This window comes from Streptomyces sp. NPDC094147 (assembly GCF_044764265.1).
Classification (GTDB): Bacteria; Actinomycetota; Actinomycetes; order Streptomycetales; family Streptomycetaceae; genus Streptomyces.
The window spans coordinates 230650-253808 of record NZ_JBIWHT010000007.1 but is presented as its reverse complement, the minus strand read 5'-3'; the positions used below and the strand labels follow the sequence as shown (position 1 = coordinate 253808).

The 23159-nt window shown below is 68.6% G+C and carries 18 protein-coding genes; 4 read left to right on the top strand and 14 right to left on the bottom strand.

The features are described from left to right. Positions 1-26 precede the first annotated feature (26 nt). The 7 genes from trxA to ACIQ8J_RS14535 all read right to left on the bottom strand — a co-directional run bounded on the left by trxA (position 27) and on the right by ACIQ8J_RS14535 (position 9594). Positions 27-362 carry a thioredoxin gene (trxA, locus tag ACIQ8J_RS14565; protein WP_403269415.1) on the bottom strand — a complete coding sequence of 112 codons (336 nt, stop codon included), beginning with the start codon at positions 360-362 and terminating at the stop codon, positions 27-29. A gap of 53 nt (positions 363-415) precedes the next feature. Beyond that, positions 416-1375: a thioredoxin-disulfide reductase gene (trxB, locus tag ACIQ8J_RS14560; RefSeq protein WP_403269412.1), complete on the bottom strand. Its 960-nt coding sequence runs from the start codon at positions 1373-1375 to the stop codon at positions 416-418. Between the two features lie 139 nt (positions 1376-1514). After that, complete coding sequence (locus tag ACIQ8J_RS14555) at positions 1515-2474, bottom strand: hypothetical protein (RefSeq protein WP_403269409.1); 960 nt, start codon at positions 2472-2474, stop codon at positions 1515-1517. Next, entirely contained in the window at positions 2471-3175 is a 705-nt protein-coding gene (gene sigM / locus ACIQ8J_RS14550; protein ID WP_403269406.1) for an RNA polymerase sigma factor SigM, read from the bottom strand. Before sigM ends, ACIQ8J_RS14555 begins: the two co-directional genes overlap by 4 nt. A gap of 27 nt (positions 3176-3202) precedes the next feature. Then, on the bottom strand, positions 3203-4930 hold the full coding sequence (locus ACIQ8J_RS14545; protein ID WP_403269404.1) for a protein kinase family protein: 1728 nt from the start codon (positions 4928-4930) through the stop codon (positions 3203-3205). 128 nt (positions 4931-5058) lie between these two features. After that, positions 5059-7227 (bottom strand): murein biosynthesis integral membrane protein MurJ, encoded by a 2169-nt coding sequence (gene murJ, locus ACIQ8J_RS14540; RefSeq protein ID WP_403269401.1) that lies wholly within the window; start codon positions 7225-7227, stop codon positions 5059-5061. Between the two features lie 45 nt (positions 7228-7272). Further along, a complete protein-coding gene (locus ACIQ8J_RS14535) occupies positions 7273-9594 on the bottom strand; it encodes a DUF6049 family protein (RefSeq protein ID WP_403269398.1) in 2322 nt (773 codons plus the stop codon). A gap of 192 nt (positions 9595-9786) precedes the next feature. On the opposite strand from ACIQ8J_RS14535, the gene ACIQ8J_RS14530 reads away from it, so the two are divergent. Further along, positions 9787-11229: a CCA tRNA nucleotidyltransferase gene (locus tag ACIQ8J_RS14530; RefSeq protein WP_403269396.1), complete on the top strand. Its 1443-nt coding sequence runs from the start codon at positions 9787-9789 to the stop codon at positions 11227-11229. Between the two features lie 87 nt (positions 11230-11316). On the opposite strand, the gene ACIQ8J_RS14525 is transcribed toward ACIQ8J_RS14530, so the two are convergent. From ACIQ8J_RS14525 to ACIQ8J_RS14510, 4 genes are all read right to left on the bottom strand, one after another. Beyond that, positions 11317-11826, bottom strand: coding sequence for a hypothetical protein (locus ACIQ8J_RS14525; RefSeq protein WP_403269393.1), 510 nt, complete (start codon positions 11824-11826; stop codon positions 11317-11319). A gap of 81 nt (positions 11827-11907) precedes the next feature. Continuing rightward, positions 11908-13200, bottom strand: a complete 1293-nt coding sequence (locus ACIQ8J_RS14520) for an MFS transporter (RefSeq protein ID WP_403269390.1) — start codon at positions 13198-13200, stop codon at positions 11908-11910. An 82-nt stretch (positions 13201-13282) separates the two neighbouring features. Next, a complete protein-coding gene (locus tag ACIQ8J_RS14515) occupies positions 13283-14365 on the bottom strand; it encodes an inositol-3-phosphate synthase (protein ID WP_403269387.1) in 1083 nt (360 codons plus the stop codon). A gap of 49 nt (positions 14366-14414) precedes the next feature. Then, positions 14415-15098 carry a helix-turn-helix transcriptional regulator gene (locus tag ACIQ8J_RS14510; RefSeq protein WP_403269384.1) on the bottom strand — a complete coding sequence of 228 codons (684 nt, stop codon included), beginning with the start codon at positions 15096-15098 and terminating at the stop codon, positions 14415-14417. Between the two features lie 375 nt (positions 15099-15473). On the opposite strand from ACIQ8J_RS14510, the gene ACIQ8J_RS14505 reads away from it, so the two are divergent. Both ACIQ8J_RS14505 and ACIQ8J_RS14500 read left to right on the top strand, forming a co-directional pair. After that, positions 15474-18155: a transglycosylase domain-containing protein gene (locus ACIQ8J_RS14505; protein ID WP_403269381.1), complete on the top strand. Its 2682-nt coding sequence runs from the start codon at positions 15474-15476 to the stop codon at positions 18153-18155. A 135-nt stretch (positions 18156-18290) separates the two neighbouring features. Next, a complete protein-coding gene (locus tag ACIQ8J_RS14500) occupies positions 18291-19799 on the top strand; it encodes a glycosyltransferase family 87 protein (protein ID WP_403269377.1) in 1509 nt (502 codons plus the stop codon). Positions 19800-19871: 72 nt separating this feature from the next. Here ACIQ8J_RS14500 and ACIQ8J_RS14495 read toward each other — a convergent pair whose 3' ends face one another. The 3 genes from ACIQ8J_RS14495 to ACIQ8J_RS14485 form a co-directional block, all read right to left on the bottom strand. Further along, on the bottom strand, positions 19872-20903 hold the full coding sequence (locus ACIQ8J_RS14495) for an alanine racemase (protein ID WP_403269374.1): 1032 nt from the start codon (positions 20901-20903) through the stop codon (positions 19872-19874). 66 nt (positions 20904-20969) lie between these two features. Then, a complete protein-coding gene (locus tag ACIQ8J_RS14490; protein ID WP_403269371.1) occupies positions 20970-22088 on the bottom strand; it encodes a lipid II:glycine glycyltransferase FemX in 1119 nt (372 codons plus the stop codon). 146 nt (positions 22089-22234) lie between these two features. Further along, positions 22235-22552, bottom strand: coding sequence for a hypothetical protein (locus tag ACIQ8J_RS14485; RefSeq protein ID WP_403269368.1), 318 nt, complete (start codon positions 22550-22552; stop codon positions 22235-22237). 265 nt (positions 22553-22817) lie between these two features. Between ACIQ8J_RS14485 and rpsF the strand changes: the two genes are divergently transcribed. Beyond that, positions 22818-23108, top strand: a complete 291-nt coding sequence (rpsF, locus tag ACIQ8J_RS14480) for a 30S ribosomal protein S6 (protein WP_100575641.1) — start codon at positions 22818-22820, stop codon at positions 23106-23108. Positions 23109-23159 lie beyond the last annotated feature (51 nt).

Sequence of the window (23159 nt, the reverse complement as noted above, 5' to 3'; positions counted from 1 at the left end):
ACGTGAAACAACGAGCGAGTTGAGACTTACTTCTCGCCGATGAAGCCGTCGAGGTCACGCAGAAGCGCGGCCTTCGGCTTGGCGCCGACGATCGTCTTGGCGACCTCGCCGCCCTGGTAGACGTTGAGGGTCGGAATCGACATCACGCCGTACTTGGCGGCGGTCGTCGGGTTCTCGTCGATGTTGAGCTTGACGATCTCGATCTCCTCGCCGTGCTCGGCGGCGATGGCCTCCAGCGACGGGGCGATCTGGCGGCACGGGCCGCACCACTCGGCCCAGAAGTCCACGAGGACGGGCTTGTTGCTCTTGAGGACGACCTCATCGAAGTCGGCGTCGGTGACGTTCTTCAGGGTGCCGGCCACGGCAGTCTCCTAAGGGGGTGTGGGAGGGGGAAGGGAGAAGCTGAGAGGAAGGCTCAGACGGTGGCTGCGGCCTTCTCGCCGTCCGCGAGGGCGGCGAGGAAGCGCTCTGCGTCCAGGGCGGCGGAGCAGCCGGTCCCGGCGGCCGTGATGGCCTGCCGGTAGGTGTGGTCGACGACGTCGCCGGCGCCGAAGACACCCGTCAGGTTGGTGCGGGTCGACGGGGCGTCGACCTTCAGGTAGCCCTCGTCGTCCAGGTCGAGCTGGCCCTTGAAGAGCTCGGTGCGCGGGTCGTGGCCCACGGCGATGAAGAGACCGGTCACCGGCAGCGGGGAGGTCTCGCCGGTCTTGGTGTTGCGCAGGGTCAGACCGGAGAGCTTCTGGTCGCCGTGGATCTCGGCGACCTCGCTGTCCCAGGCGAACTTGATCTTCTCGTCGGCGAAGGCACGCTCCTGCATCGCCTTGGAGGCGCGCAGGCTGTCGCGGCGGTGGACGATCGTGACGGACTTGGCGAAGCGCGAGAGGAAGGTCGCCTCCTCCATCGCGGTGTCGCCGCCGCCGACCACGGCGATGTCCTGGTCCTTGAAGAAGAAGCCGTCGCAGGTGGCGCACCACGAGACGCCGCGGCCGGACAGCTTGTCCTCGTTGGCCAGGCCCAGCTTGCGGTGCTGCGAGCCGGTGGTGACGATGACGGCCTTGGCCCGGTGGACGGTGCCCGCGGTGTCCGTGACGGTCTTGATGTCACCGCTCAGGTCGACGGCGACGACATCGTCCGGAACCAGCTCGGCGCCGAAGCGCTCGGCCTGGCCGCGCATGTTATCCATGAGTTCGGGGCCCATGATGCCGTCCTGGAAGCCCGGGAAGTTCTCCACCTCCGTGGTGTTCATCAGCGCACCGCCGGCGGTGACGGCGCCCTCGAACACCAGCGGCTTCAGCGACGCACGTGCGGTGTACAGCGCGGCCGTGTATCCGGCCGGCCCCGAGCCAATGATGATCACGTTACGGACGTCGCTCACGGGTTACTTCCTCGTCTCTGCGGACTGCCTACTGCCTGTCGGGGCCCCGGTCCAGGACTCTCACCCCACCCAACGGATCCTACGGGGGATGCATTCCCGAGCCGGACGGGCAGCACGGAGACTCGGCTTGCGCCCTGTCTCAGGGGCGGGGATAGGAGTGCGTCAGCAACAGCTTCCCCTGAGCCGGGGGCGTGGCAGTCACGCAGGTCGCGGCAACGACGTACGCCTCCACGTTGGCGGGATTCGCCTGGTCGGGCAGCACGACGAGATACGCCTTGATTCCCTCGTACGTGCCCTGCTCAGCCGCCAAAGGGGCCTGGGAGGGACGCCCGGTGCCTGCCTGGACACAGGACGGCACGCTCACGGCGGATCGGATGCCGGCCGCCGAGTTCTCGTCGCTGGGCGCCTTCTCCGTTGACGGCGCGATCTTGGCCGAGGGGGCGCTCTGGGCGGTCTGGCCGCCGTGCTGGGCCGCAAGCAGCGACTGGACCCGCCCTTCGAGCGTGTCCGAGGCGAAGACGTTGTCGCCGGGCCGGGGCGTACCGGACGCGTTGCTGTCGGCCCGGAGGGAAGGGGAGGGCGCCTGGTTGCTCTGCACGAAGAAGATCCCCGCTCCGATGGCCGCGGCGCCGAGCACCGCGCCGAGCACGGCCGTACGGCGGCGACGCGTCCTGGCGGACCGGCCGGGACCGGTGGCGGCGCGGCCGCGCCCGGCAGGGCGGTCGGCCACCGGGGCGTCGGGCCTTGCAGTGGCCGGGGCGGGACCGGCCGTGGACTCGCCCGCCAGGGCGGGTGTTTCACGTGAAACATGCGCCGTTTCACGCGCGGTGTCCTCCGGGGCCGTGGCGTTGAGCAGCGCCTCCGCGGCGAGCGCCGCATCGATGCGCCCCGCCACATCGGCGGGCATCCGCTGGGGCCCGGGCAGCGTGCCGAGCAGATCACGGATCTCTTCGAGCGAGGCCCGTACATCGGCGCAGAGAGCGCAGTCCTGGAGGTGTCGGCGTACATCCGCGGTACGGGCCGGCGGCAGGATGCCCTCGGTGAGTTCGGAGATCTCCGAGACGTCCGGGTGTTGTGTCGTTCCGGTCGTGGATGTCACGCGCGCCCACCTCCGCCCTTCACGGCAGCCGAATCGCTCGGTCCTGCGTTGTTTGTGCCCGACGCCGGTGGGACGGATGTCCCCGGCGTCCGGTTCCTTCCCCCACCGGACTCGCTGCTACCCCCCGCATCGCCGCGCAGATGAGTGAGCAGCGGTACCAGCCGTGCGCGCCCCCGGGCACAGCGACTTTTCACGGTGCCGGTGGGAACATCGAGCATGCGGGCCGCCTCCGCCACCGGATAGCCCTGCATGTCGACGAGTACGAGTGCGGCGCGCTGGTCCGGAGGGAGGGTCCCCAGCGCCTCGATGAGCTGACGGTGCAGGTCCTGGCGCTCGGCCGGGGCCTCGGCCGACTCGTGCGGCTCGATGAGCTGCTCAAGGCGCTCGGGATCGTCGACCGGGGACGTTTTGCGGGAAGCCGCCTTACGGGCCCGGTCGAGACAGGCGTTCACCGTGATGCGGTGCAGCCAGGTGGTGACGGCCGACTGACCGCGGAAGGTGTGGGCGGCCCGGTAGGCGGAGACGAGGGCGTCCTGGACGGCGTCAGCGGCCTCCTCGCGGTCGCCCAGGGTGCGCAGCGCCACCGCCCAGAGCCGGTCGCGGTGACGCCGCACGAGTTCACCGAAGGCGTGAGGGTCGCCGTCGACATGGCGCGCCAGCAGGTCCTGGTCGCTCAGGTCGCCCAGTGTGGCCTCGTCCAACGGTGAACCCCCTCCCCTGCCATTCGGTCAGCCGGCGAACTTCACATCCGTGATGCCTTGTTTGTAGCCCGGATTGCTGTAGCCGTCACTAGGCGCGTAAGGGGCATCGGTGATCCACAGCACCACGTAGCGCGTTTTCACCGGGGCTTTCGCCTTGAGGTCGGCCGTGGTGCCGCTGGTCGTCGTCGTCGCGATCTGCTTCATGTCGGCAACCTGATTGCTCGACGACATGGAGTCCGTTGCGTAGAGCGCGATCGTGGTGTGGTCTCCACCGAAGCGGAGCCCTATCGACGCGGTCGAGACGTCCTTCTCCGCTCCGAGGTCGTAGACGATTCCGACGCCCTGCTTGAAGGGAGCGAGTTTCGGTCCGTCGTCGAAGCTCTTGGAGCGCCAGAACGTCGAAGAGTCGCCATCGTAGGTTTTGTCCACGTCCTTGGCGTCCTGCGCAATTCCGTCCGGCGCGTACTCCTTAGCGTTCTGGATCTTGAGCGGGACGGGAGCCTTCGGCTTGTCGCCGTCGCCGTGGTCCGTCGTCTGGGTGTTGCCCGTCTCATTGGACCCGCCCTTGTCACGGTGGAGCAGGGTGTCCGCGAGCTGCCAGCTACCGAGACCCAGGGCAGCGATCAACAGGGCCGAAACGGCCCACTTGAGCGCCTTGCCGGTGCGGCCCTGGAGCGGTGGCGGCGGAACCGGCACGGGCTGGGGGGCGGGGCCGGGCCCGGCGGCCGGGCGGCCGTAGGTGCCCTGCTGGTAGGTGGTGCGCTGGTACTCGGGGGGCGCGGTGAACGCGGGCTCCGGCGGGCGGATGCGCGGCATCTCCCCGACGGCCTTGACCAGCTCGTCCGGGGTGGTGCAGGGCGGCTCCTGGCGGGACGCGGTGGCCCCGTCGTTGACCAGGGCCCGCATGGCGAGCTCGGAGAGGCCCCGGTGGACACCCGCCCGTACCTGGTCGGGGGCGATCAGGCCGACGCCCTTGGGTAGCCCGTGCAGACCGTAGGCGTCGCTCTCGTAGGGCCAGCGCTGGGTGAGCACGGCGTACAGCAGGGCGCCGATGGCTTCGGTGTCGGTGCGCTGCGGGGTGTCGGAGCTGATGCCGCGCAGCGCGGCGGCGACGGCGAGGCCCCGGATGCGGTACTGCCCGGTGGAGGTCCGCAGCACCGCGCTCGGGGTGAGCCGGAGGTGGGCGAGGCCCTCGCGGTGGGCGGCGGACATGGCCTGCGAGATCTGGGTGACCATCTGGTAGGCGTCGTGCGCCTCCAGGGGGCCGAGGGCGAGCAGGGCGGTGAGCTCGGTGGCGTCCGGCAGCCACTCGTGGACGACGTAGACGAGGTCGTTCTCCTCGACGGCGTCCAGGACCTGCACGAAGCGCGGGTCGCCGAGCAGCGCGGAGGACCGGGCGGCAGCCAGTACGGAGCGCGCCCGCGGATGGTCGGCGGGCAGCAGGTGGACGCCGACGGCCCGGCGGAGTTTCTCGTCGACCGCACGCCAGCTGCTGAAACCGTCCAGACGGGTGACGCACTCCTCAAGTCGGTAGCGTCTGGCGAGCTTGTGACCACTGTGCAGCTCGGGCGTCGCGATGGACGGCTCCGTGGCCTTGCGCTCGCCGCCGGTGCCGTTCGTGCTCTGCTCCGCAGTGTCTGCAGTGTCGATGGACTCCGTCACCCCGTCGGTCGTCGCCTTGTCCGCCTTGGCGGTCAGCGGGTTGTCGCCGCTGTTGTCGGCCACGTCGACGGCAGCCGTGCTACGTTCCGCCACCGTCGCTCCTGCCTCCCCATCCGTTGCGTGCTGTCGGCCAGCCATGCAAAGTCATGCCAATTGTGCCCACAGTCCGGCACTATGCACGACACGCGGCGGCCGACGATGGTTGTGCGCGGGCTCCGCCCTCACCGGCCGAGGCGGCCGCGCACCATTCCGACCATGGCGTTGAGCTCCTGGATGCGCATCCGCTTGGCCGCCACGAAGAAGACACCGAGCAGGACCGCACCGCCGACGACCAGCGCCACGACGGACCCTCCCGCACCCTCGCCCAGGAACTTCAGCAGACCGAAGCCGACCGCGCCACCGGCCACCGCGGCCGGCACGGCGGCCAGGCAGAGGCGGGCGTACGTACGCAGGACGTGCGCACCGTCCAGGTCGCCGCCCAGCCGGTTGCGCAGCCGCCGCCAGGCCACTCCGACACCCACGGCGTAGGCCAGACCGTAGGCGGCGGCCATGCCGACGACCGCCCACCGGGCGGGCAGCACCACGTAGCAGACGGCCGAGACGGCCGCGTTGACCGCCGCCACGATGACCGTGTTGTAGAAGGGCGTGCGGGTGTCCTCGTACGCGTAGAAGCCGCGCAGGACGACGTACTGCACGGAGTACGGAATCAGGCCGAGCGCGAACGCCATCAGGATGAAGCCCATGGACTGGGCGGCCTGGACGCCGCTGGAGGCGTACAGCAGGGTGCACATGGGGACGCCGAGCGCCAGGAACGCGAAGGCGACCGGCACGATCGCGACCGCGGAATTGCGCAGGCCCTGCGAGATGTCGTCGCGGACCGCGCCCGGGTCGTTGTCGTGCGCGGCGCGCGAGATGCGCGGCAGCAGGGCGGCCATGACGGAAACGGTGATGATGGCCTGCGGCATGCCCCAGATCAGCTGGGCATTGGAGTAGGCGAGGAAGCCGGCGCCGGAACGCCCCGATTCCTTGCCCGCCGCCGTGGCGAGCCGGGTGACGACGATGACTCCGGCCTGGTTGGCCAGGACGAACATGACGGTCCACTTGGCGAGCTTGACCGTCTTGCCGAGCCCGTGGCCCTTCCAGTCGAAGCGCGGCCGGAACCGGAAGCCGGTCTCCCGCAGGTAGGGAAGCATCGCCAGGGCCTGCACCACCAGGCCCAGCAGGGTGCCGATGCCGAGCAGCCGGACACCGTCGTGCGGGATCGTCTGGACGCCCATGTGGGACTGGGCGGAGGTGCCGTAGACCCAGATGAACAGGCCGAACGTGCAGATCATCACGATGTTGTTGAGGACCGGGGTCCACATCATCGCGCCGAACTTGCCGCGGGCGTTGAGGATCTGGCCCATCACCACGTGCACACCCATGAAGAAGATCGTGGGCAGGCAGTAGCGGGCGAACGTGACGGCGACGCTGTTGGCGGCCGTGTCGTTGGCGATGGTGGGCGACATCAGCTGGATCAGCAGCGGCGCCCCGAGGACCGCGAGGGTGACGATGGTGCCGAGCGCGACCATGACGAGCGTCAGGAGACGGTTGGCGTAGGCCTCGCCGCCGTCCTCGTCGTCCTTCATGGAGCGGACCAGCTGGGGCACGAACACCGAGTTCAGCCCCCCGCCGACGGTGAGGATGTAGATCATCGTCGGCAGGGTGAGCGCGATGGTGAAGGTGTCGCCGAGCAGTGCGGCGCCCAGTGCTGCCGTGATCACCAGGCTGCGTACGAAGCCGGTGAGCCGGGACACCAGGGTGCCCGCCGCCATCACGGCGCTGGACTTCATCAGGCTGGAGGCGCGGCCGCCCGACTTCCGGGGCGGAGCGGGAGCCGGTTCCGGCGCGGCCGGAGCCGGGGGCGGGCCCGCCTGCTGCTGGTCCCGGTAGAGGTGCGCGAACGCGTCCTGCTCGGGAAGCTCCTCGCCGGCCTGGGTGACCAGGTCGTCGACGCCCACGAACTGCGTGGTCCCGGCGTGGTCCCCGTAGGGCAGGTGGCGCGAGGGGCCCTCGGGCTCGGGCGGCGGGGTCTGCGCCCAGATCCGTGGGTCGGGCGCGTACTGCTGGGCGGCGGGCTGCTGGTAGAGCGGCGGCTGCTCGGCATAGGTGCCGGGAGGCGGCGGCGGATGGGCCGCGCGGTCGTAGAGCGCCTCGGTCACCGGATCCTGGGCGGAGAGGTCCTGCGACCGGTACGGGTCGTAGGCGTACGCGTCCTGGACGTAAGGGTCGGGCGCGGACTGCGGCGGCGGGACCGGCCCGGGCTGTGCGGGTGCCGGGGGCATGCCCCCGGAGGGCGCGGCACCGCTGCCAGCGCCCTGCCCACGGTCACCGTCGTACGGCGCGTTCATGGTTACCCCACCTCATCGTCCCCGGCCGACCGGCCACGACATAGCTCAATGGTCCACTTTCTCACCCGGGTCCGGTGCGGCCCCGCTTTCCGGACCGGTGTCCGGCGTCGGGTCACTCGGCTGCCCGGGATCGACGCCCGGCGAACCGTTCGACTGCCCGGGGTCGCCGTTGTCCTCGGATTCCTCGCGAGCCATGGAGCGCTTGCGGTGGGTGTACATCCTGATGCCCGCGAGCACCAGCAGCAGGACACCGCCGGCGATGACCAGCATCACCGTCGGAGTGATCTCGGAGACCTGGACGGTGAACTCCATCGGTTCACCGTACGGCGTGCCGTCCTCCGTGTAGAGACGCGCGGTCACTGGCACCGGACCGTTGGCGTTGGCGATGGCGGTGAACTTCACCGACTGACTGCGGTCGCCGTCCACCTTCACCGGCTGCGCGCCGATCGCGTCGCCGTCCTCGCCCAGCTGCAGGCGGGTCGGGCTCTTCGGCTGGAGTCTCAGCACCAGGTGGTCGACGCCCTGCACCAGCTTGTTCTGCACGGTGACGGCGATGGTGGCGCTGCGCCCCGACATCGTCGCGGTCGACTTCTGGATGAGATTGACCTGGTCGGTCAGACCGTCCAGGTAGAGCTGGACGCCGGAGCGGTAGTTCTGTGCGCCGCCCGAGTCGCCGCGCCAGGACGTCGACATCTCCCGGTTGATCGCGTTGCCGAAGGGCGTGACCACCCGGTCGGGTGCGGTCAGGATCACCTTGAACTTGTCCAGGGTGCCCTGGGTGTTCTTCATGTCCTGGAAGGCGTTGACCGGCAGTTCCTGCTGGCGCAGCGCATCCGGGTAGGCGCCGGCGCCGGGCACCTTCGTCGTGGCGAGCGGATCGGGCTTGGCGGTGGCCGCGGCGGACAGGTCGAGCGGCTGGGTCCAGCGCTGCGGATCCAGCGCGTGCAGTGCGGCGGCCATTGTCTGCGCCTGGCTGACGGTCGGCATCCGCTGCGGGGCCACCACGATGCTGCGCTGCTTGTCGGTGTCCTGGAGCGTGATCGCGAGGGTCTGTGCGAGGAACTCCTGCACCGCCAGGGTCGAGGTGTCCGCCATAGACATGTCGCCCTGGAATGCCGTGGAGAGCCGGGCGTCGGCGACGATCGCGTTGGTGCCGCCGCCGATCGGCCTGGCCGCCGTGGGAGCGTACGGGACCGCGCCGTCCCGCAGGCTGTCGCTGCGCGCGATCACGTTGTGCGCGCCGGCCGATGTCGCCACGTCGACGATGGACGGGTCGACGGCACCGTCCACGGGCCAGGAGTATTCGACCGACGGGGTCACGTGCAGGATCGTGTCGATGGTCTTCTGTGCCACCTCGGTGGCGCTCTGCAGATGACTCAGCGAGCCGGGGACGTCCCGGCCGTGGTGGGCGAGCGAGGCGAGATCGGGATCGGCGAACGGGAGGGCGACGACCTTCTCACCCTGGACCGCCGCCTCCAGCGAACTCAGCCACTCCTTGGCCACGTCCTGGCTGGTGCCGGCGACCAGGTTGTCGCCGACCTTGATCTTGTAGTTGCGGGTCATCGCGTCGACGGTGGCCAGCAGATCGGGGTCGATCACCCAGGTCACGGGCAGTTGCCTGCCGAGCGAGACCATCTGCTCCAGCTTGCCGCCGGGGCCGATCTCCTTCGCCAGGGAGTCGTCGGTGAAGACGGGCGTCTGCTGGGCGTCCGAGCCCGTCTGGGCGGTGAGGTGGGACGAGGAGACGAGCGGCCACAGAAAGGTGAGCTGGCTCTTCTTGCCCTCGATGGCCTCCGGCTGCCACGGCAGGAAGGTCCGCTGGATACCGAGCACCTGGTCGTACCGCTGATTCGCGGTCTGGCCCGACACGGAGACGCCGAGCTGGTAGACGCCGTCGTCACCGAGGCCCAGCTTGGAGACCGGTACGGACAGGGTGAAGTCCTGGCTGATCCCGGTGTCCAGCCTGGCGAACTTGACGGTGTACCCGTCGCCGATCTCCGCTGCGTCGCTGCTCGGGGAGTACCCCGTGCGGGCGGCCGCCTCGTCGATCGTGGTACGTCCGGACAGCTTCGGCCCCACCCGCAGTCCCACATGGGCGCCGGTGACGGCCTGGCTGCCCTTGTTGGTGACCCGTCCGGAGATCGTCAGCGTGTCGCTCTTGACGGGGGCCTTGGGGGCCACCGAGTCGAGTGACACTTGGACGTTCTGCGCCGAGGTGCTGTCCTCGGCCGCCTGCGCCGCCGGGGTGGCCGTGGCGGACAGCAGGCCCGCGATCAGCGGGGCGCCGACGAGCAGCGCCGCCGTGCGGCGCAGCCACCGGCGGGCAGGAGAGGGAGTCATCCCCTGGGAATCTGCCGCCTCGGCCACGCGCTCGCCCGTCCCTCGCTGTCGTCGCTGTCGGTTGCTGCGTCCACGCATGGTAACGATGCGCACTGTGGCGAAGTGCCGCGGACTGCTCCACATGATCGGAAGATTGCCGTACCGACGGGCCCGCCCGCATATCGGGGCCCGTAATAACGGTGACGCCCCGGTCGGCCGGGCCACGTACCCTTTTCTGTTGTGCCGAACGCCAACGAAGACAATCCCAGTGCACTGAGCCAGGTGCAGCGCCGCGCGGTGAGTGAACTGCTGCGGGTGTCCCCTGTAGCGGACGATCTCGCCAACCGATTCGAGGAGGCGGGGTTCTCGCTTGCCCTCGTCGGCGGCTCGGTCCGTGACGCGCTGCTCGGGCGGCTCGGCAACGACCTGGACTTCACGACCGACGCCCGCCCCGAGGACGTCCTGAAGATCGTGCGGCCCTGGGCGGACGCGGTCTGGGAGGTCGGGATCGCCTTCGGCACGGTCGGCTGCCAGAAGGACGGCTACCTCATCGAGGTGACGACCTACCGCTCCGAGGCGTACGACCGGACCTCGCGCAAGCCCGAGGTGTCCTACGGCGACTCCATCGAGGAAGACCTCGTCCGCCGCGACTTCACCGTCAACGCGATGGCGGTGGCGCTGCCGCAGAAGGAGTTCGTCGACCCGCACGGGGGCCTGGAAGACCTGGCCGCACGGGTGCTCCGTACGCCGGGAACGCCCGAGGCGTCCTTCTCCGACGATCCGCTGCGGATGATGCGGGCCGCGCGCTTCGCAGCCCAGCTGGACTTCGAGGTGGCTCCCGAGGTCGTCACCGCCATGACGGAGATGTCGGGCCGCATCGAGATCGTCTCCGCCGAGCGCGTGCGGGACGAGCTGAACAAGCTGCTGCTCTCCGCGCACCCGAAGAAGGGGCTGCGCCTGCTCGTGGACACCGGGCTCGCCGACCACGTACTGCCAGAGCTGCCGGCGCTGCGGCTGGAGAGCGACGAGCACCACCGGCACAAGGACGTCTACGAGCACTCGCTGATCGTCCTCGACCAGGCGATCGACCTGGAGCAGGACGGTCCGGACCTGGTGCTGCGGCTGGCGGCGCTGCTGCACGACATCGGTAAGCCGAGGACACGGCGGTTCGAGTCGGACGGCCGGGTCTCCTTCCACCACCACGAGGTGGTCGGCGCGAAGATGACCAAAAAGCGGATGGCCGCGCTGAAGTACTCGAACGAGATGGTCAAGGACGTCGCACAGCTGGTGGAGCTGCATCTGCGCTTCCACGGCTACGGGACCGGGGAGTGGACCGACTCGGCGGTGCGACGGTACGTCCGCGACGCGGGCCCGCTCCTCGACCGGCTGCACAAGCTGACCCGTTCGGACTGCACCACGCGCAACAAGCGCAAGGCGAGCGCTCTGTCGCGGGCCTACGACGGCCTGGAGGAGCGGATCGCCGAGCTTCAGCAGCAGGAGGAGCTGGATTCGATCCGGCCCGACCTGGACGGCAACCAGATCATGCAGATCCTGGGCATCAGCCCTGGTCCGGCGATCGGGCAGGCGTACAAGCACCTGCTGGAGCTGCGCCTCGAGAACGGGCCGATGGAGCACGATGCGGCCGTCGCTGCGCTCAAGGAGTGGTGGGCGGCGCAGGGCTGAGGTCATGTTTCACGTGAAACATGACCTGCCGACGGCATGACGAAGGGGCGGTGTTTCACGTGAAACACCGCCCCTTCGTGCCGAGTGCTACTTGGTGTCGCCCAGGCAGAGGGTGAAGGAGTCGCTCTTTTCCTTCCAAGTGAAGGCCGCCGTGGTCCCCGTGACGTTCTGGCAGGTCAGCTGGGGAAGGCTGGCACCCGGGCTCTTCTTGAGCACTTTGTGGGTCGCCTTGGCGTCCGTGCAGCTCACCTGCTGGATGTCGGGGCTGCTGTCGGTGCCCTTGTTGTACAGGCAGTCGCCGACGGCCAGCTTCTTGGCGTCTTCGCTGTTCTGGTTCAGATACCAGCCGCCGGCTATGACGACCAGGCCGACGACGGCGCCGATCACCTTGAGCACCGTCTTGCCGCCGCTGCGGGGTGGCGTGCCCTGCGGTGCCATTGGGACACCCTGGTAGGGCGCGCCCTGCGGCGGGAAGCCGGGCTGGCCGGGCTGCCCGTATGGCCCGGGCTGCCCAGGCTGCCCGTACGGGGCGTTCTGCCCGTACGGAGCGTTGGGGTTCTGGGCGTACGGGTTCTGGCCCTGGGGCGGCGTGGTCACTGAGAGGGTCCCCTCGAAAATGATGGCGATGTATGACGCCCGTAAGTTAGCGGGCCCCCGGGGTGACGCCGACACCGCAGATCATTCTGTGGCCCCGATGTGACACTCAGGGACACGAAACCTGGTCATAAAGGCCGCTACCGCCGCGTAGATGACGGACACCGCGATGACGAGGACGGCCGAGCGGCCGTCCGGCGGAAGCATCAGGGCGGCCACCGCTGCGGCGCCGACGAAGGCCATGTTGAACAGCACGTCGTAGAGGGAGAAGATCCGGCCCCGGAAAGCGTCGTCCACCGAGGACTGGATCACGGTGTCCGTGGTGATCTTCGCGCCCTGGGTGACCAGACCGAGGACGAAGGCGGCGATCAGTATCGGAACAGGGGCGAAGGGCAGCCCGAGCGCCGGTTCGAGCACCGCGGCGGTGGCCGAGCACACCACGATCCAGCGGTACTGGCCGAGCTGCGCCACTGCCCACGGGGTCATGACGGCCGCCGTGAAGAAGCCCGCTCCCGAGACGCCCACGGCGAGCCCGAGCAGCGCGAGACCGCCGGTAGGGCCCCTGTTCCCCGGCCCCGCCGCCCAGGCGTACCGGCAGAGCATCAGCAGCATCACGGTGAGTGCCCCGTAGCAGAACCGCATCAGCGTCATCGCGATGAGGACCCGCGCGGCCGATCTCCGTGCGTTCAAGTGCCGTACGCCGTCGGCCAGTCCCCGCGCCGTGGAGCCGATCACCGCGGCCAGGCCTGGCTGCACGGCCGTGGGGTCGGGCCCGAGCAGGCCGGGCGGCAGGCGCAGGGAGGCGAGTGAGGCGCAGAGATAGAGGACGGCGCCCAGGACGACGGTCGCGGCATCGGCGTCGATCACCAGGCGCAGCGCGAAGGCCAGCCCGCCGCCCGCAGTGGCGGCCAGAGTGCCGGCTGTCGGGGAGAGCGAGTTGGCCATGACGAGGCGCTCGGCGTCGACCACCCGGGGCAGCGAGGCCGAGAGACCGGCGAGGACGAAGCGGTTGACGGCCGTCACGGCGAGCGCGGAGGCGTAGAAGAGCCATTCGGGCGCGGATCCGAGGACGAGCAGCGCGGTGCAGCCGGCGAGGACGGCTCGCAGAAGGTTCCCGTACAGAAAGACCTGCCGTCGTCGCCAGCGGTCGAGCAGGACTCCCGCGAACGGGCCGACTAGTGAGTACGGGAGCAGCAGGACAGCCATGGCGGAGGCGATCGCGCCGGGCGAGGTCTGCTTTTCGGGGGAGAAGACGACGTACGTGGCGAGGGCGACCTGGTACACCCCGTCCGCGGCCTGGGACAGCAGCCGTACGGCCAGCAGATGCCGGAATTCCTTCAGACGCAGGAGCACGCGCAGATCACGTACGACGGGCATGTGGGCAAGCGTCACATACGGCAAGGGTCCCCGGGCGCACATGGCGCACGGGGACCCTCAGCAGTCCTCAGGGGTGCGAGCTCTAGCGCACGACCTCGCCCTTGATGAACTTCTCGACGTTGGCGAAGGCCTCGTCGTCGAAGTACTGGACCGGCGGGGACTTCATGAAGTAGCTCGACGCCGACAGGATCGGGCCGCCGATGCCGCGGTCCTTGGCGATCTTCGCGGCGCGCAGGGCGTCGATGATGACACCCGCGGAGTTCGGGGAGTCCCAGACCTCGAGCTTGTACTCCAGGTTCAGCGGAACGTCACCGAAGGCACGGCCTTCGAGGCGCACGTACGCCCACTTGCGGTCGTCCAGCCAGGCCACGTAGTCCGACGGACCGATGTGGACGTTCTTCTCGCCCATGTCGCGGTCGGGGATCTGCGAGGTGACGGCCTGCGTCTTCGAGATCTTCTTGGACTCTAGGCGGTCGCGCTCCAGCATGTTCTTGAAGTCCATGTTGCCGCCGACGTTGAGCTGCATGGTGCGCTCAAGACGGACACCGCGGTCCTCGAACAGCTTCGCCATCACGCGGTGCGTGATGGTGGCGCCGACCTGCGACTTGATGTCGTCGCCGACGATCGGGACGCCCGCCTCGGTGAACTTGTCCGCCCACTCCTTGGTGCCGGCGATGAAGACCGGGAGGGCGTTGACGAACGCGACCTTGGCGTCGATGGCGCACTGCGCGTAGAACTTCGCAGCGTCCTCGGAACCGACCGGCAGGTAGCAGACCAGAACGTCGACCTGCTTGTCCTTGAGGACCTGGACGACGTCGACCGGAGCCTCGGCGGACTCCTCGATGGTCATGCGGTAGTACTTGCCGAGACCGTCCAGGGTGTGGCCGCGCTGGACCTTGACGCCCTTGTTCGGGACGTCGCAGATCTTGATGGTGTTGTTCTCGCTGGCACCGATGGCGTCAGAGAGGTCGAGGCCGACCTTCTTGGCGTCGACGTCGAACGCGGCGACGAATTCCACGTCACCGACGTGGTAGTCGCCGAACTGGACGTGCATCAGACCCGGGACCTTGGCGGCCGGGTCGGCGTCCTTGTAGTACTCGACGCCCTGCACCAGCGAGGCGGCGCAGTTGCCCACGCCGACGATGGCTACACGAACCGAACCCATTCCGGTTGCTCCCTGTGTGATCTCTTCGAAGTCCTGCGGACGCAGGCCTTCAGTTGGCGGTGTCCTCGGACGGATCCGGCCGGGTGCTGTCCCGGTGCCGGGGCAGGCCGCCCGTCTCTCCTGATGTGTGGTCCTGCTGAGCCGAGCCGGTGGCGGGGCCGGATCGCTGATCCCGTCCCGCCCGCTCGCTCTCGATGAGCTCGTTCAGCCAGCGCACCTCGCGCTCCACGGACTCCATGCCGTGGCGCTGCAGCTCAAGCGTGTAGTCGTCAAGGCGCTCGCGCGTACGGGCCAGAGAGGCGCGCATCTTCTCGAGGCGCTCCTCCAGCCGACTGCGACGACCTTCCAGCACGCGCATCCGCACCTCTCGCTCCGTCTGGCCGAAGAAGGCGAAACGGGCGGCGAAGTGCTCGTCCTCCCAGGTGTCGGGGCCGGTGTGGGAGAGCAGCTCCTCGAAGTGCTCCTTACCTTCCGCCGTCAACCGGTAGACGATCTTGGCGCGGCGCCCTGCGAGTGAAGCGGCGAGCGCATCCTCGGGAGCGCTGCCCGGCTCCTCGATCAACCAGCCGTTGGAGACCAGCGTCTTGAGGCAGGGATAGAGGGTCCCGTAACTGAAGGCCCGGAAGATCCCCAGCGAGGTGTTGAGCCGCTTGCGCAGCTCGTAACCGTGCATCGGGGCCTCGCGGAGCAGACCGAGTACGGCGAATTCGAGGATGCCGGAGCGCCTGCTCATCCTTCGCCTCCTCGATCGTCGGGGACCTTTATGCCGTGCTGATGTATCGACTCGATACATCAGCACGATAGAGCCGAGTCGCAGCTGCGACAAGAGGGGCCATGGTGAACGGCGTCACATCGTCAATTCATAGGCAGCAACTTGCCTGATTTGGGGTGAACTTCGGCCCTGGGGCGGTTTTGGGCGTGCGTAGTCTGTGCGCCATGCAGACCACTGTGTGCCGAGTGACGTCAGGGGGCGTCGGCGTGTTCAGCGCCATCGGCACACGGGATGCAGCGTGGACGCGTCCTTCCCAGGGGCGCTCCGCACATCGGGGGGACAGGAACCCAGCTGCCGTTTCCAGGCGTTCTCGCCTGCCCGAGGAGTAGTCGTTCGATGAGCGAGCACCGTCGCAAACCGCCGCAGCCCCAGGGCGGTGGGCGTGCCGCGGCCCGGCGCGCCGCGCAGCAGCCCTCCGGTCGCAGAGCGGCTCGGCCGACGAGCGGATCTCCGGACCCTGCGGCTCAGTCGCCGTCCGGTGGGTACGGGGCGCCATCGGCGCCGAACGCGGAGGAACGCACCTATGGCGGGCGGGCCGAGGCGCGTCGTGCTCAGCGGGGCGGCGGCCGCAGGCGCGCAGCGGACCCCGGCGGCCCTCCTGGCGGACCCGGGCGCCGGTCCGGCAGGGGCGGCGGTGCGGGCGGAGGCCGGCCGCCCAAGAAGCGGTTCATCGACTACCCCCGCTACGGCAAGCACGGATGGCGCCGCTGGATGCCGTCCTGGAAGCTGGTCAGCGCCTGCTGCCTGAGCTGCTTCGGCCTGCTGGTCGTCTTCGTCGGCGTGGCGTACTACATGGTGGGCGTGCCGGACGTGGCTCGGGCGGCGACGGCCCAGAACAACGTCTACTTCTGGGCGGACAAGACGCAGATGGTCGCCACCGGTGGTGAGGTCAACCGCCAGATCATCCCCTACGAGCAGATCCCGGCGGCGATGCGGTACGCCGTCATCTCGGCCGAGAACAAGACGTTCGAGACCGACAGCGGCGTCGACCCCCAGGGCATCGCCCGCGCGGTGCTGAACATGGCGAAGGGCGGCCAGACCCAGGGCGGCTCGACCATCACGCAGCAGTACGTGAAGAACGCCCGCCTTGATGACCAGTCGCAGACGATCACCCGTAAGTTCAAAGAGCTCTTCATCTCCATCAAGGTCGGTGCGACCAAGAAGAAGAGCGAAATCATGGCGGGCTATCTCAATACCGCCTATTACGGTCGCGGCGCCTATGGCCTGCAGGCCGCGGCCCGTACGTACTACGGCAAGGACGCCAAGGACCTCGACCCGAGCCAGTGCGCCTTCCTCGCCTCGCTCCTCAAGGGCGCGACCTACTTCGACCCGGCCGGCGCGCCGGAGGTCGACCCGGCGGCCACCGCCCAGCAGAACACCAAGAACGCCACGGAGCGCTGGGGCTGGATCCTCGACCAAGAGGTCAAGGACAAGCACATGGACGCGGCCGAGCGCGCGAAGTACAAGATCTTCCCGATGCCCGACAAGCCGAAGAAGAACGCGAACCTCGGCGGGCAGATCGGCTACCTCGTGGGCCTCGCCCAGGGGTACGCGAGGAACGCCAACCCGGACATCGACCTGACCAAGGGCGGATACCAGATCTACACGACCTTCGACAAGAAGAAGGTCCAGGAGATGGAAGGCGTCGTCAAGCAGGTCCGGGACAAGAACATCGACCCGAAGAAGCGCCCCGACGTGGACAATTTCGTCCAGTTCGGCGCTGCTTCGGTGGACGTGAAGACAGGGGCCATCGTGGCCATCTACGGCGGTGAGGACGCGACCAAGCACTTCACCAACAACGCCGACGAAACCGGTGCCCAGGTCGGCTCGACCTTCAAGCCGTTCGTCCTCGCGGCCGGGATGGAGTACGGAAAGCGCGACCCGAACAAGTCCGCGCAGCAGAGCGACTCCGACCGGACGCCCGTCTCGCCGGACAGCATCTACAGCGGCAAGAACAAGCTGAAGATCAAGAACTACGACGGGACCATCTGGAAGAACCAGGACGGCAACGAGTGGCTGCAGACCAACGACGGTGACGAGTCCTACAACCCGCCGAGCTACGCCATCGATCTCCGCTACGCGATGCAGGAGTCGGTGAACACCCCGTACGTCCAGCTTGGTATGGATGTCGGCACCGACAAGGTGAAGCAGGTCGCCATGGCAGCGGGGCTGCACGACAGCAAGACCAGCATGGCCTCCTCCAGCGTGCCGTCGTTCTCCATCGGCACGTCGTCGCCCAGCGCGATCCGGATGGCCGGTGCGTACGCCACCTTCGCCGCGAGCGGCACGCAGCGCGACCCGTTCTCCGTCACGGAGGTGAAGAAGGACGGGAAGGTGATCTACGAGCACCAGGACCAGGCCAAGAACGCCATCCCCGCCGCTGTGGCCAACAACGTCACGGACGTACTGAAGACCGTCGTCGAAAAGGGCACGGGAACCAACGCGAAGCTCAGCGGCCGACAGGTGGCCGGCAAGACCGGTACCACCGACGGCAACCGGTCGGCGTGGTTCGTCGGATACACGCCGCAGTACTCGACCGCCGTCAGCATGTACCGGCTGGACGACAACGAGACCAGCAAGAAGCGCGAGTTCCTGAAGATGTTCGGAACGGGCGGTCAGGAAAAGATCCACGGCGCCTCGTTCCCGTCGACCATCTGGCACGACTACATGGAGCAGGCGCTCGGCGACTCTCCGGCCGAGACGTTCCCGGCCGCCGAGAAGATCGGCGACAAGGTGTACGGCGGAGGCATGTCCCCCAGCCCCAGCACGGTTCCGTCCCCGAGCGCGCCCGCCTCGGCGTCCCCGTCCAGCACACCCTCCGGCATCCCGTCGAAGTCGCCCTCCCCGAGTCCCAGCAGCTCGTGCAGCAAGTGGGACTGGACCTGCAACGACACCGGTGGCACCAACCAGGGCCCGACCAACGGTGGGACGGGCGGCTTGCCCAGCCCCAGCCCGTCGCCCAGTAGATCGAAACCCGGCAGCGGGCCGGGCGGCTGGTTCGCAGGAGCCGGCGGCTAGGCTGACTGACGACGAGGGGCGGTGTTTCACGTGAAACACCGCCCCTCGTCTCGTTTCACGTGAAACACACCGGTTGTTTCACGTGAAACACCACCGCTCCCCGTATCCACAGCGCCGTACGGCAGGATGTCGGGCATGACGAGCGAGACGAGCCCCCGTGTGCACGAGGACCGGCGCGGAGCCTCCGCAGAACCCGTCGTACGCCCCACGGAGCAGGACGAGGTCGCCGCGGCCGGAAGCCAGCTGATCGGCGGCCCGCTCGGCCGCTGGGCCCGGCCCGGCCACCACTGGCTCACCCCGATCAGAATCGTGGTGCTCGTCGCGATCGGCATGTTCGCCCTGGGGATGGCCCAGAAGCTGCCCTGCTACGACTGGGCCTGGTTCCGGGGAGCCAATTCGCAGTACACGCACGCCTGCTACTCGGACATCCCGCACCTGTACTCGCTCCGCGGCTTCGCCGACAATCTGGTGCCGTACTTCGACCGCCTCAACGGCGATATGAACTACCTCGAGTACCCGGTGCTGACCGGCCTGTTCATGGAAGCCGCCTCCTGGCTGACCCCGGGCAGCGGCGACATGCAGCACCGCGAGCAGACGTACTGGATGGTCAACGCGGGGATGCTGATGGCCTGCACGGCCGTCATCGCCGTCTGTGTGGCGCGGACGCACCGCCGCCGCCCCTGGGACGCCCTGCTCGTCGCACTCGCCCCCGCCTTCGCGCTCACGGCCACCATCAACTGGGACCTGTTCGCTGTCGCTCTCACCGCGGCGGCCATGCTGATGTGGTCGCGCTGCCGCTCGCTCGCCTTCGGCATCCTGATCGGCCTGGCAACGGCCGCGAAGCTCTACCCGGTACTGCTCCTCGGCCCGCTGCTCGTGCTGTGCTGGCGGGCCGGGAAGTGGCGGGAACTCGGGGCCGCGCTGCTCGGCGCCGCCGGTGCCTGGCTGGTCGTGAACCTGCCGGTGATGATGCTCGCGCCCGAGGGGTGGAAGAAGTTCTACACCTTCAGCCAGGAGCGGTCCGTCGACTTCGGTTCGTTCTGGCTGATCATTTCGCAGCGCACCGGCAAGGGCCTGGACACCGGCATGGTGAACACGCTGGCCACGCTCTTCATGGTCGTCGCCTGCGTGGGAATCGCGGTGCTCACCCTCACCGCGCCGCGCCGCCCGCGCTTCGCGCAGCTCGCCTTCCTGGTCGTCGCCGCGTTCGTCATCACCAACAAGGTCTACTCGCCGCAGTACGTCCTGTGGCTGATCCCGCTGGCCGCACTCGCCAGGCCGCGCTGGCGGGACTTCCTGGTCTGGCAGGCCGGTGAGGTCGTGTACTTCCTGGGGATCTGGCTGTACCTCGCGTACACGATGAGCGGTGACAAGCATCAGGGCCTGCCGCCCGAGGGCTACCAACTGGCCATCGCGGCCCATCTGTTGACGACCCTGTACCTGTGTGCCGTCGTGGTGCGCGACATCCTGATGCCGGAGCGGGACGTCGTACGGCGGGACGGATCGGACGACCCGTCGGGCGGGGTCCTCGACCGGGCCGAGGACGTGTTCGTACTGGGCCAGGCAGCGCATCCGCCGCGGCACGCGGCACAGCTCGTCGAGGGGCCGCGGGTCGAGTGGGGCACGAAATTCCCCGCGTCCTAGAAAAGGCTCGGGCCCCTGGCCGACGGCGGCTGTCGTCGGCCAGGGGCCCGATGTCTCGGGGCAGGCTGGTGCCTAGCGTTCGACCAGGCGGTCGAACTGCGTGGTGGTGTGGCGCAGATGGGCCACCAGCTCGTCGCCCACGCGCGGTTCCTGCGAGTCCGACGGCACGAACAGGATCGACACCTGCATGTGCGGCGGCTCCGCGAACCAGCGCTGCTTGCCCGCCCAGACGAACGGCGACAGGTTGCGGTTGACGGTGGCGAGCCCCGCGCGTGCGACGCCCTTGGCGCGCGGCATCACGCCGTGCAGGGCCTTCGGGGCCTCCAGGCCGACGCCGTGCGAGGTGCCGCCGGCGACCACGACCAGCCAGCCGTCGGAGGCGACCTTCTGCTGGCGGTAGCCGAACCGGTCGCCCTTGGCGACACGCGTGACGTCGAGGACGGCGCCCCGGTACTCGGTCGCCTCGTGGTCGCCGAGCCACAGCCGCGTACCGATGCGGGCCCGGAAGCGGGTCTGCGGGAACTGCTGCTGCAGCCGCGCCTGCTCCTCGGAACGCAGATGGCTGACGAACATGGTGTGCAGCGGCAGCCGGGCCGCGCGCAGCCGGTCCATCCACGCGATGACCTCCTCGACGGCGTCCGAGCCGTCGGTGCGGTCCAGCGGGAGGTGCAGCGCGAAGCCTTCGAGTCGTACGTCCTCGATGGCGGAGTGGAGCATGCCGAGCTCCTCCTCCTTGACGCCGTGGCGCTTCATCGAGCTCATGCACTCGATGACCACCCGAGCGCCCACCAGAGCGTGCACGCCGTCCACCGAGGAGACCGAGCGGATGACGCGGTCGGGCAGCGGCACCGGCTCCTCACCGCGCCGGAACGGCGTCAGGACGAGCAGATCGCCGCTGAACCAGTCCTTGATGCGGGCGGCTTCATAGGTGGTGCCGACCGCCAGGATGTCCGAGCCGAATCGGGACACCTCGTCCGCGAGCCGCTCATGGCCGAAGCCGTAGCCGTTGCCCTTGCAGACCGGGACGATTCCCGGGAACTGGTCGATCACGGACTTCTGGTGCGCCCGCCAGCGAGCGGAGTCGACGTAGAGGGTGAGCGCCATGGCCGTCCGGACCTTTCTGATGGCTGCGATGTGTCGGGGGTACGAGGAACGAGGTTACGCAACCGGTCAGCGGCGCGACATATAGATGTCCAGCGCCTTGTGGAGCAGCTTGTTCAACGGGAAGTCCCACTCGCCGAGATATTCGGCGGCCTCGCCTCCGGTGCCCACCTTGAACTGGATGAGGCCGAAGAGGTGGTCGGTCTCGTCCAGGGAGTCGGAGATGCCGCGCAGGTCGTAGACGGTCGCACCCATCGCGTACGCGTCGCGGAGCATCCGCCACTGCATCGCGTTGGACGGACGGACCTCGCGGCCGATGTTGTCGGAGGCGCCGTAGGAGTACCAGACGTGTCCGCCGACGACCAGCATCGTCGCAGCAGAGAGGTTTACTCCGTTGTGCCGCGCGAAATAGAGCCGCATCCGATTGGGGTCCTCGGAGTTGAGGACCGTCCACATGCGCTGGAAGTACGAGAGCGGACGCGGCCGGAAGTGGTCGCGCACCGCAGTGATCTCGTACAGGCGCTGCCACTCGGCGAGGTCCTCGTAACCGCCCTGGACGACCTCGACACCGGCCTTCTCCGCCTTCTTGATGTTGCGGCGCCACAGCTGGTTGAAGCCCTTGAGGACGTCATCGAGTGAACGGTTGGCCAGCGGAACCTGGAAGACGTAGCGCGGCTGGACGTCGCCGAAGCCGGCGCCGCCGTCCTCGCCCTGCTGCCAGCCCATCTTCCGCAGCCGGTCGGCGACTTCGAAGGCGCGCGGCTCGATGTGCGTGGCCTCGACGTCACGCAGGCGCTTCACATCCGGGTCCTGGATACCGGACTTGATGGCTGTCGAGTCCCAGCGGCGAATGACGACGGGCGGGCCCATCTTCACGGAGAACGCGCCCTGTTGCTTGAGGTGCGCGAGCATCGGCTTCAGCCACTCGTCCAGGTTGGGCGCGTACCAGTTGATGACCGGGCCCTCGGGCAGATACGCCAAGTAGCGCTTGACCTTGGGGAGCTGGCGGTACAGCACCAGACCGGCACCGACGATCTCGCCGTTCTTGTCGAACCACCCGAGGCTCTCGGAACGCCATTCCGTCTTGACGTCAGCCCACGCCGGGACCTGGCAGTGGCTCGCCGCAGGCAGGCTCTGGATGTACGCCAGATGCTGCTCACGGCTGATGGTCCTCAGGGTCAGGCTCATGCGGGGCGCTCCTCGGCAGGTGTGTCCCCATGGGTACAGGGGCTCCGGCTCTCGTGCCGAAGCCTACTGGGCCACAGGAGCGCCCCGGATGGCCGTACGGCACTGTGCCGTACGGGATCCCGTTGGTGGTGGGTGCCGTGCGGTGGTCAGCCGCCGACGACACCGCCGAAGAGGCCGCCGTGGGCCATGCCGAGGAAGAAGCCGATGGCAGAGGCGCCGATCCCCAGGATCAGCAGGAACCGCTCCCGGGTCGTCGCCGAGATGAACTGGCCGTACGCGCCCGTGACGATCCCGACGAGGCCGGCCCACGAGCTGACCAGGTGGAGGTTGTAGAACCACGCCGTGGCGAAGGCCAGCGCACCCAGCACGACCGTGACGGCCGCGAACGTGTCCTGGAGCGGATGGGCCTTGCCGTCGGTGGCGAAGAGGGAGACAGGGGCATTCGGACGCACTGCTTGTGCCATGGGGCACCTCCTGGCGGAAGGCGGCGAAGGGTGACGCCGCACACACCCGATCTGTACAGATTGCGTCCCCTGCCCACCGGATTTCAACCGGAAGCGGGTCAACAGGTACTCTGGACGGTCTGCACCGGTGTCAGCCGTGCCCGCATGCCGTCCCGCTCCTCGTGGAGGGGGATTGTCAGTGGTCGCCGATACCGTTGCTTACGCATCACGACCCTCCTGCCACGGAACGACCGTGGCCGCTGAGTCCAAAGGAGGTGGGTTCCACATGCGTCACTACGAGGTGATGGTCATCCTCGACCCCGATCTGGAGGAGCGCGCTGTCTCTCCCCTGATCGAGAACTTCCTCTCCGTCGTCCGCGAGGGCAACGGAAAGGTTGAGAAGGTCGACACCTGGGGCCGTCGTCGTCTCGCCTACGAGATCAAGAAGAAGCCCGAGGGCATCTACACGGTCCTCGACCTTCAGGCAGAGCCTGCGGTCGTCAAGGAGCTCGACCGTCAGATGAACCTGAACGAGTCGGTCCTCCGGACCAAGGTCCTCCGCCCCGAGACCCACTGAGCTTCCGCTCAGAGGTAATCGGGTCCGAGTAGCAACACAGCAGCCAGCAGC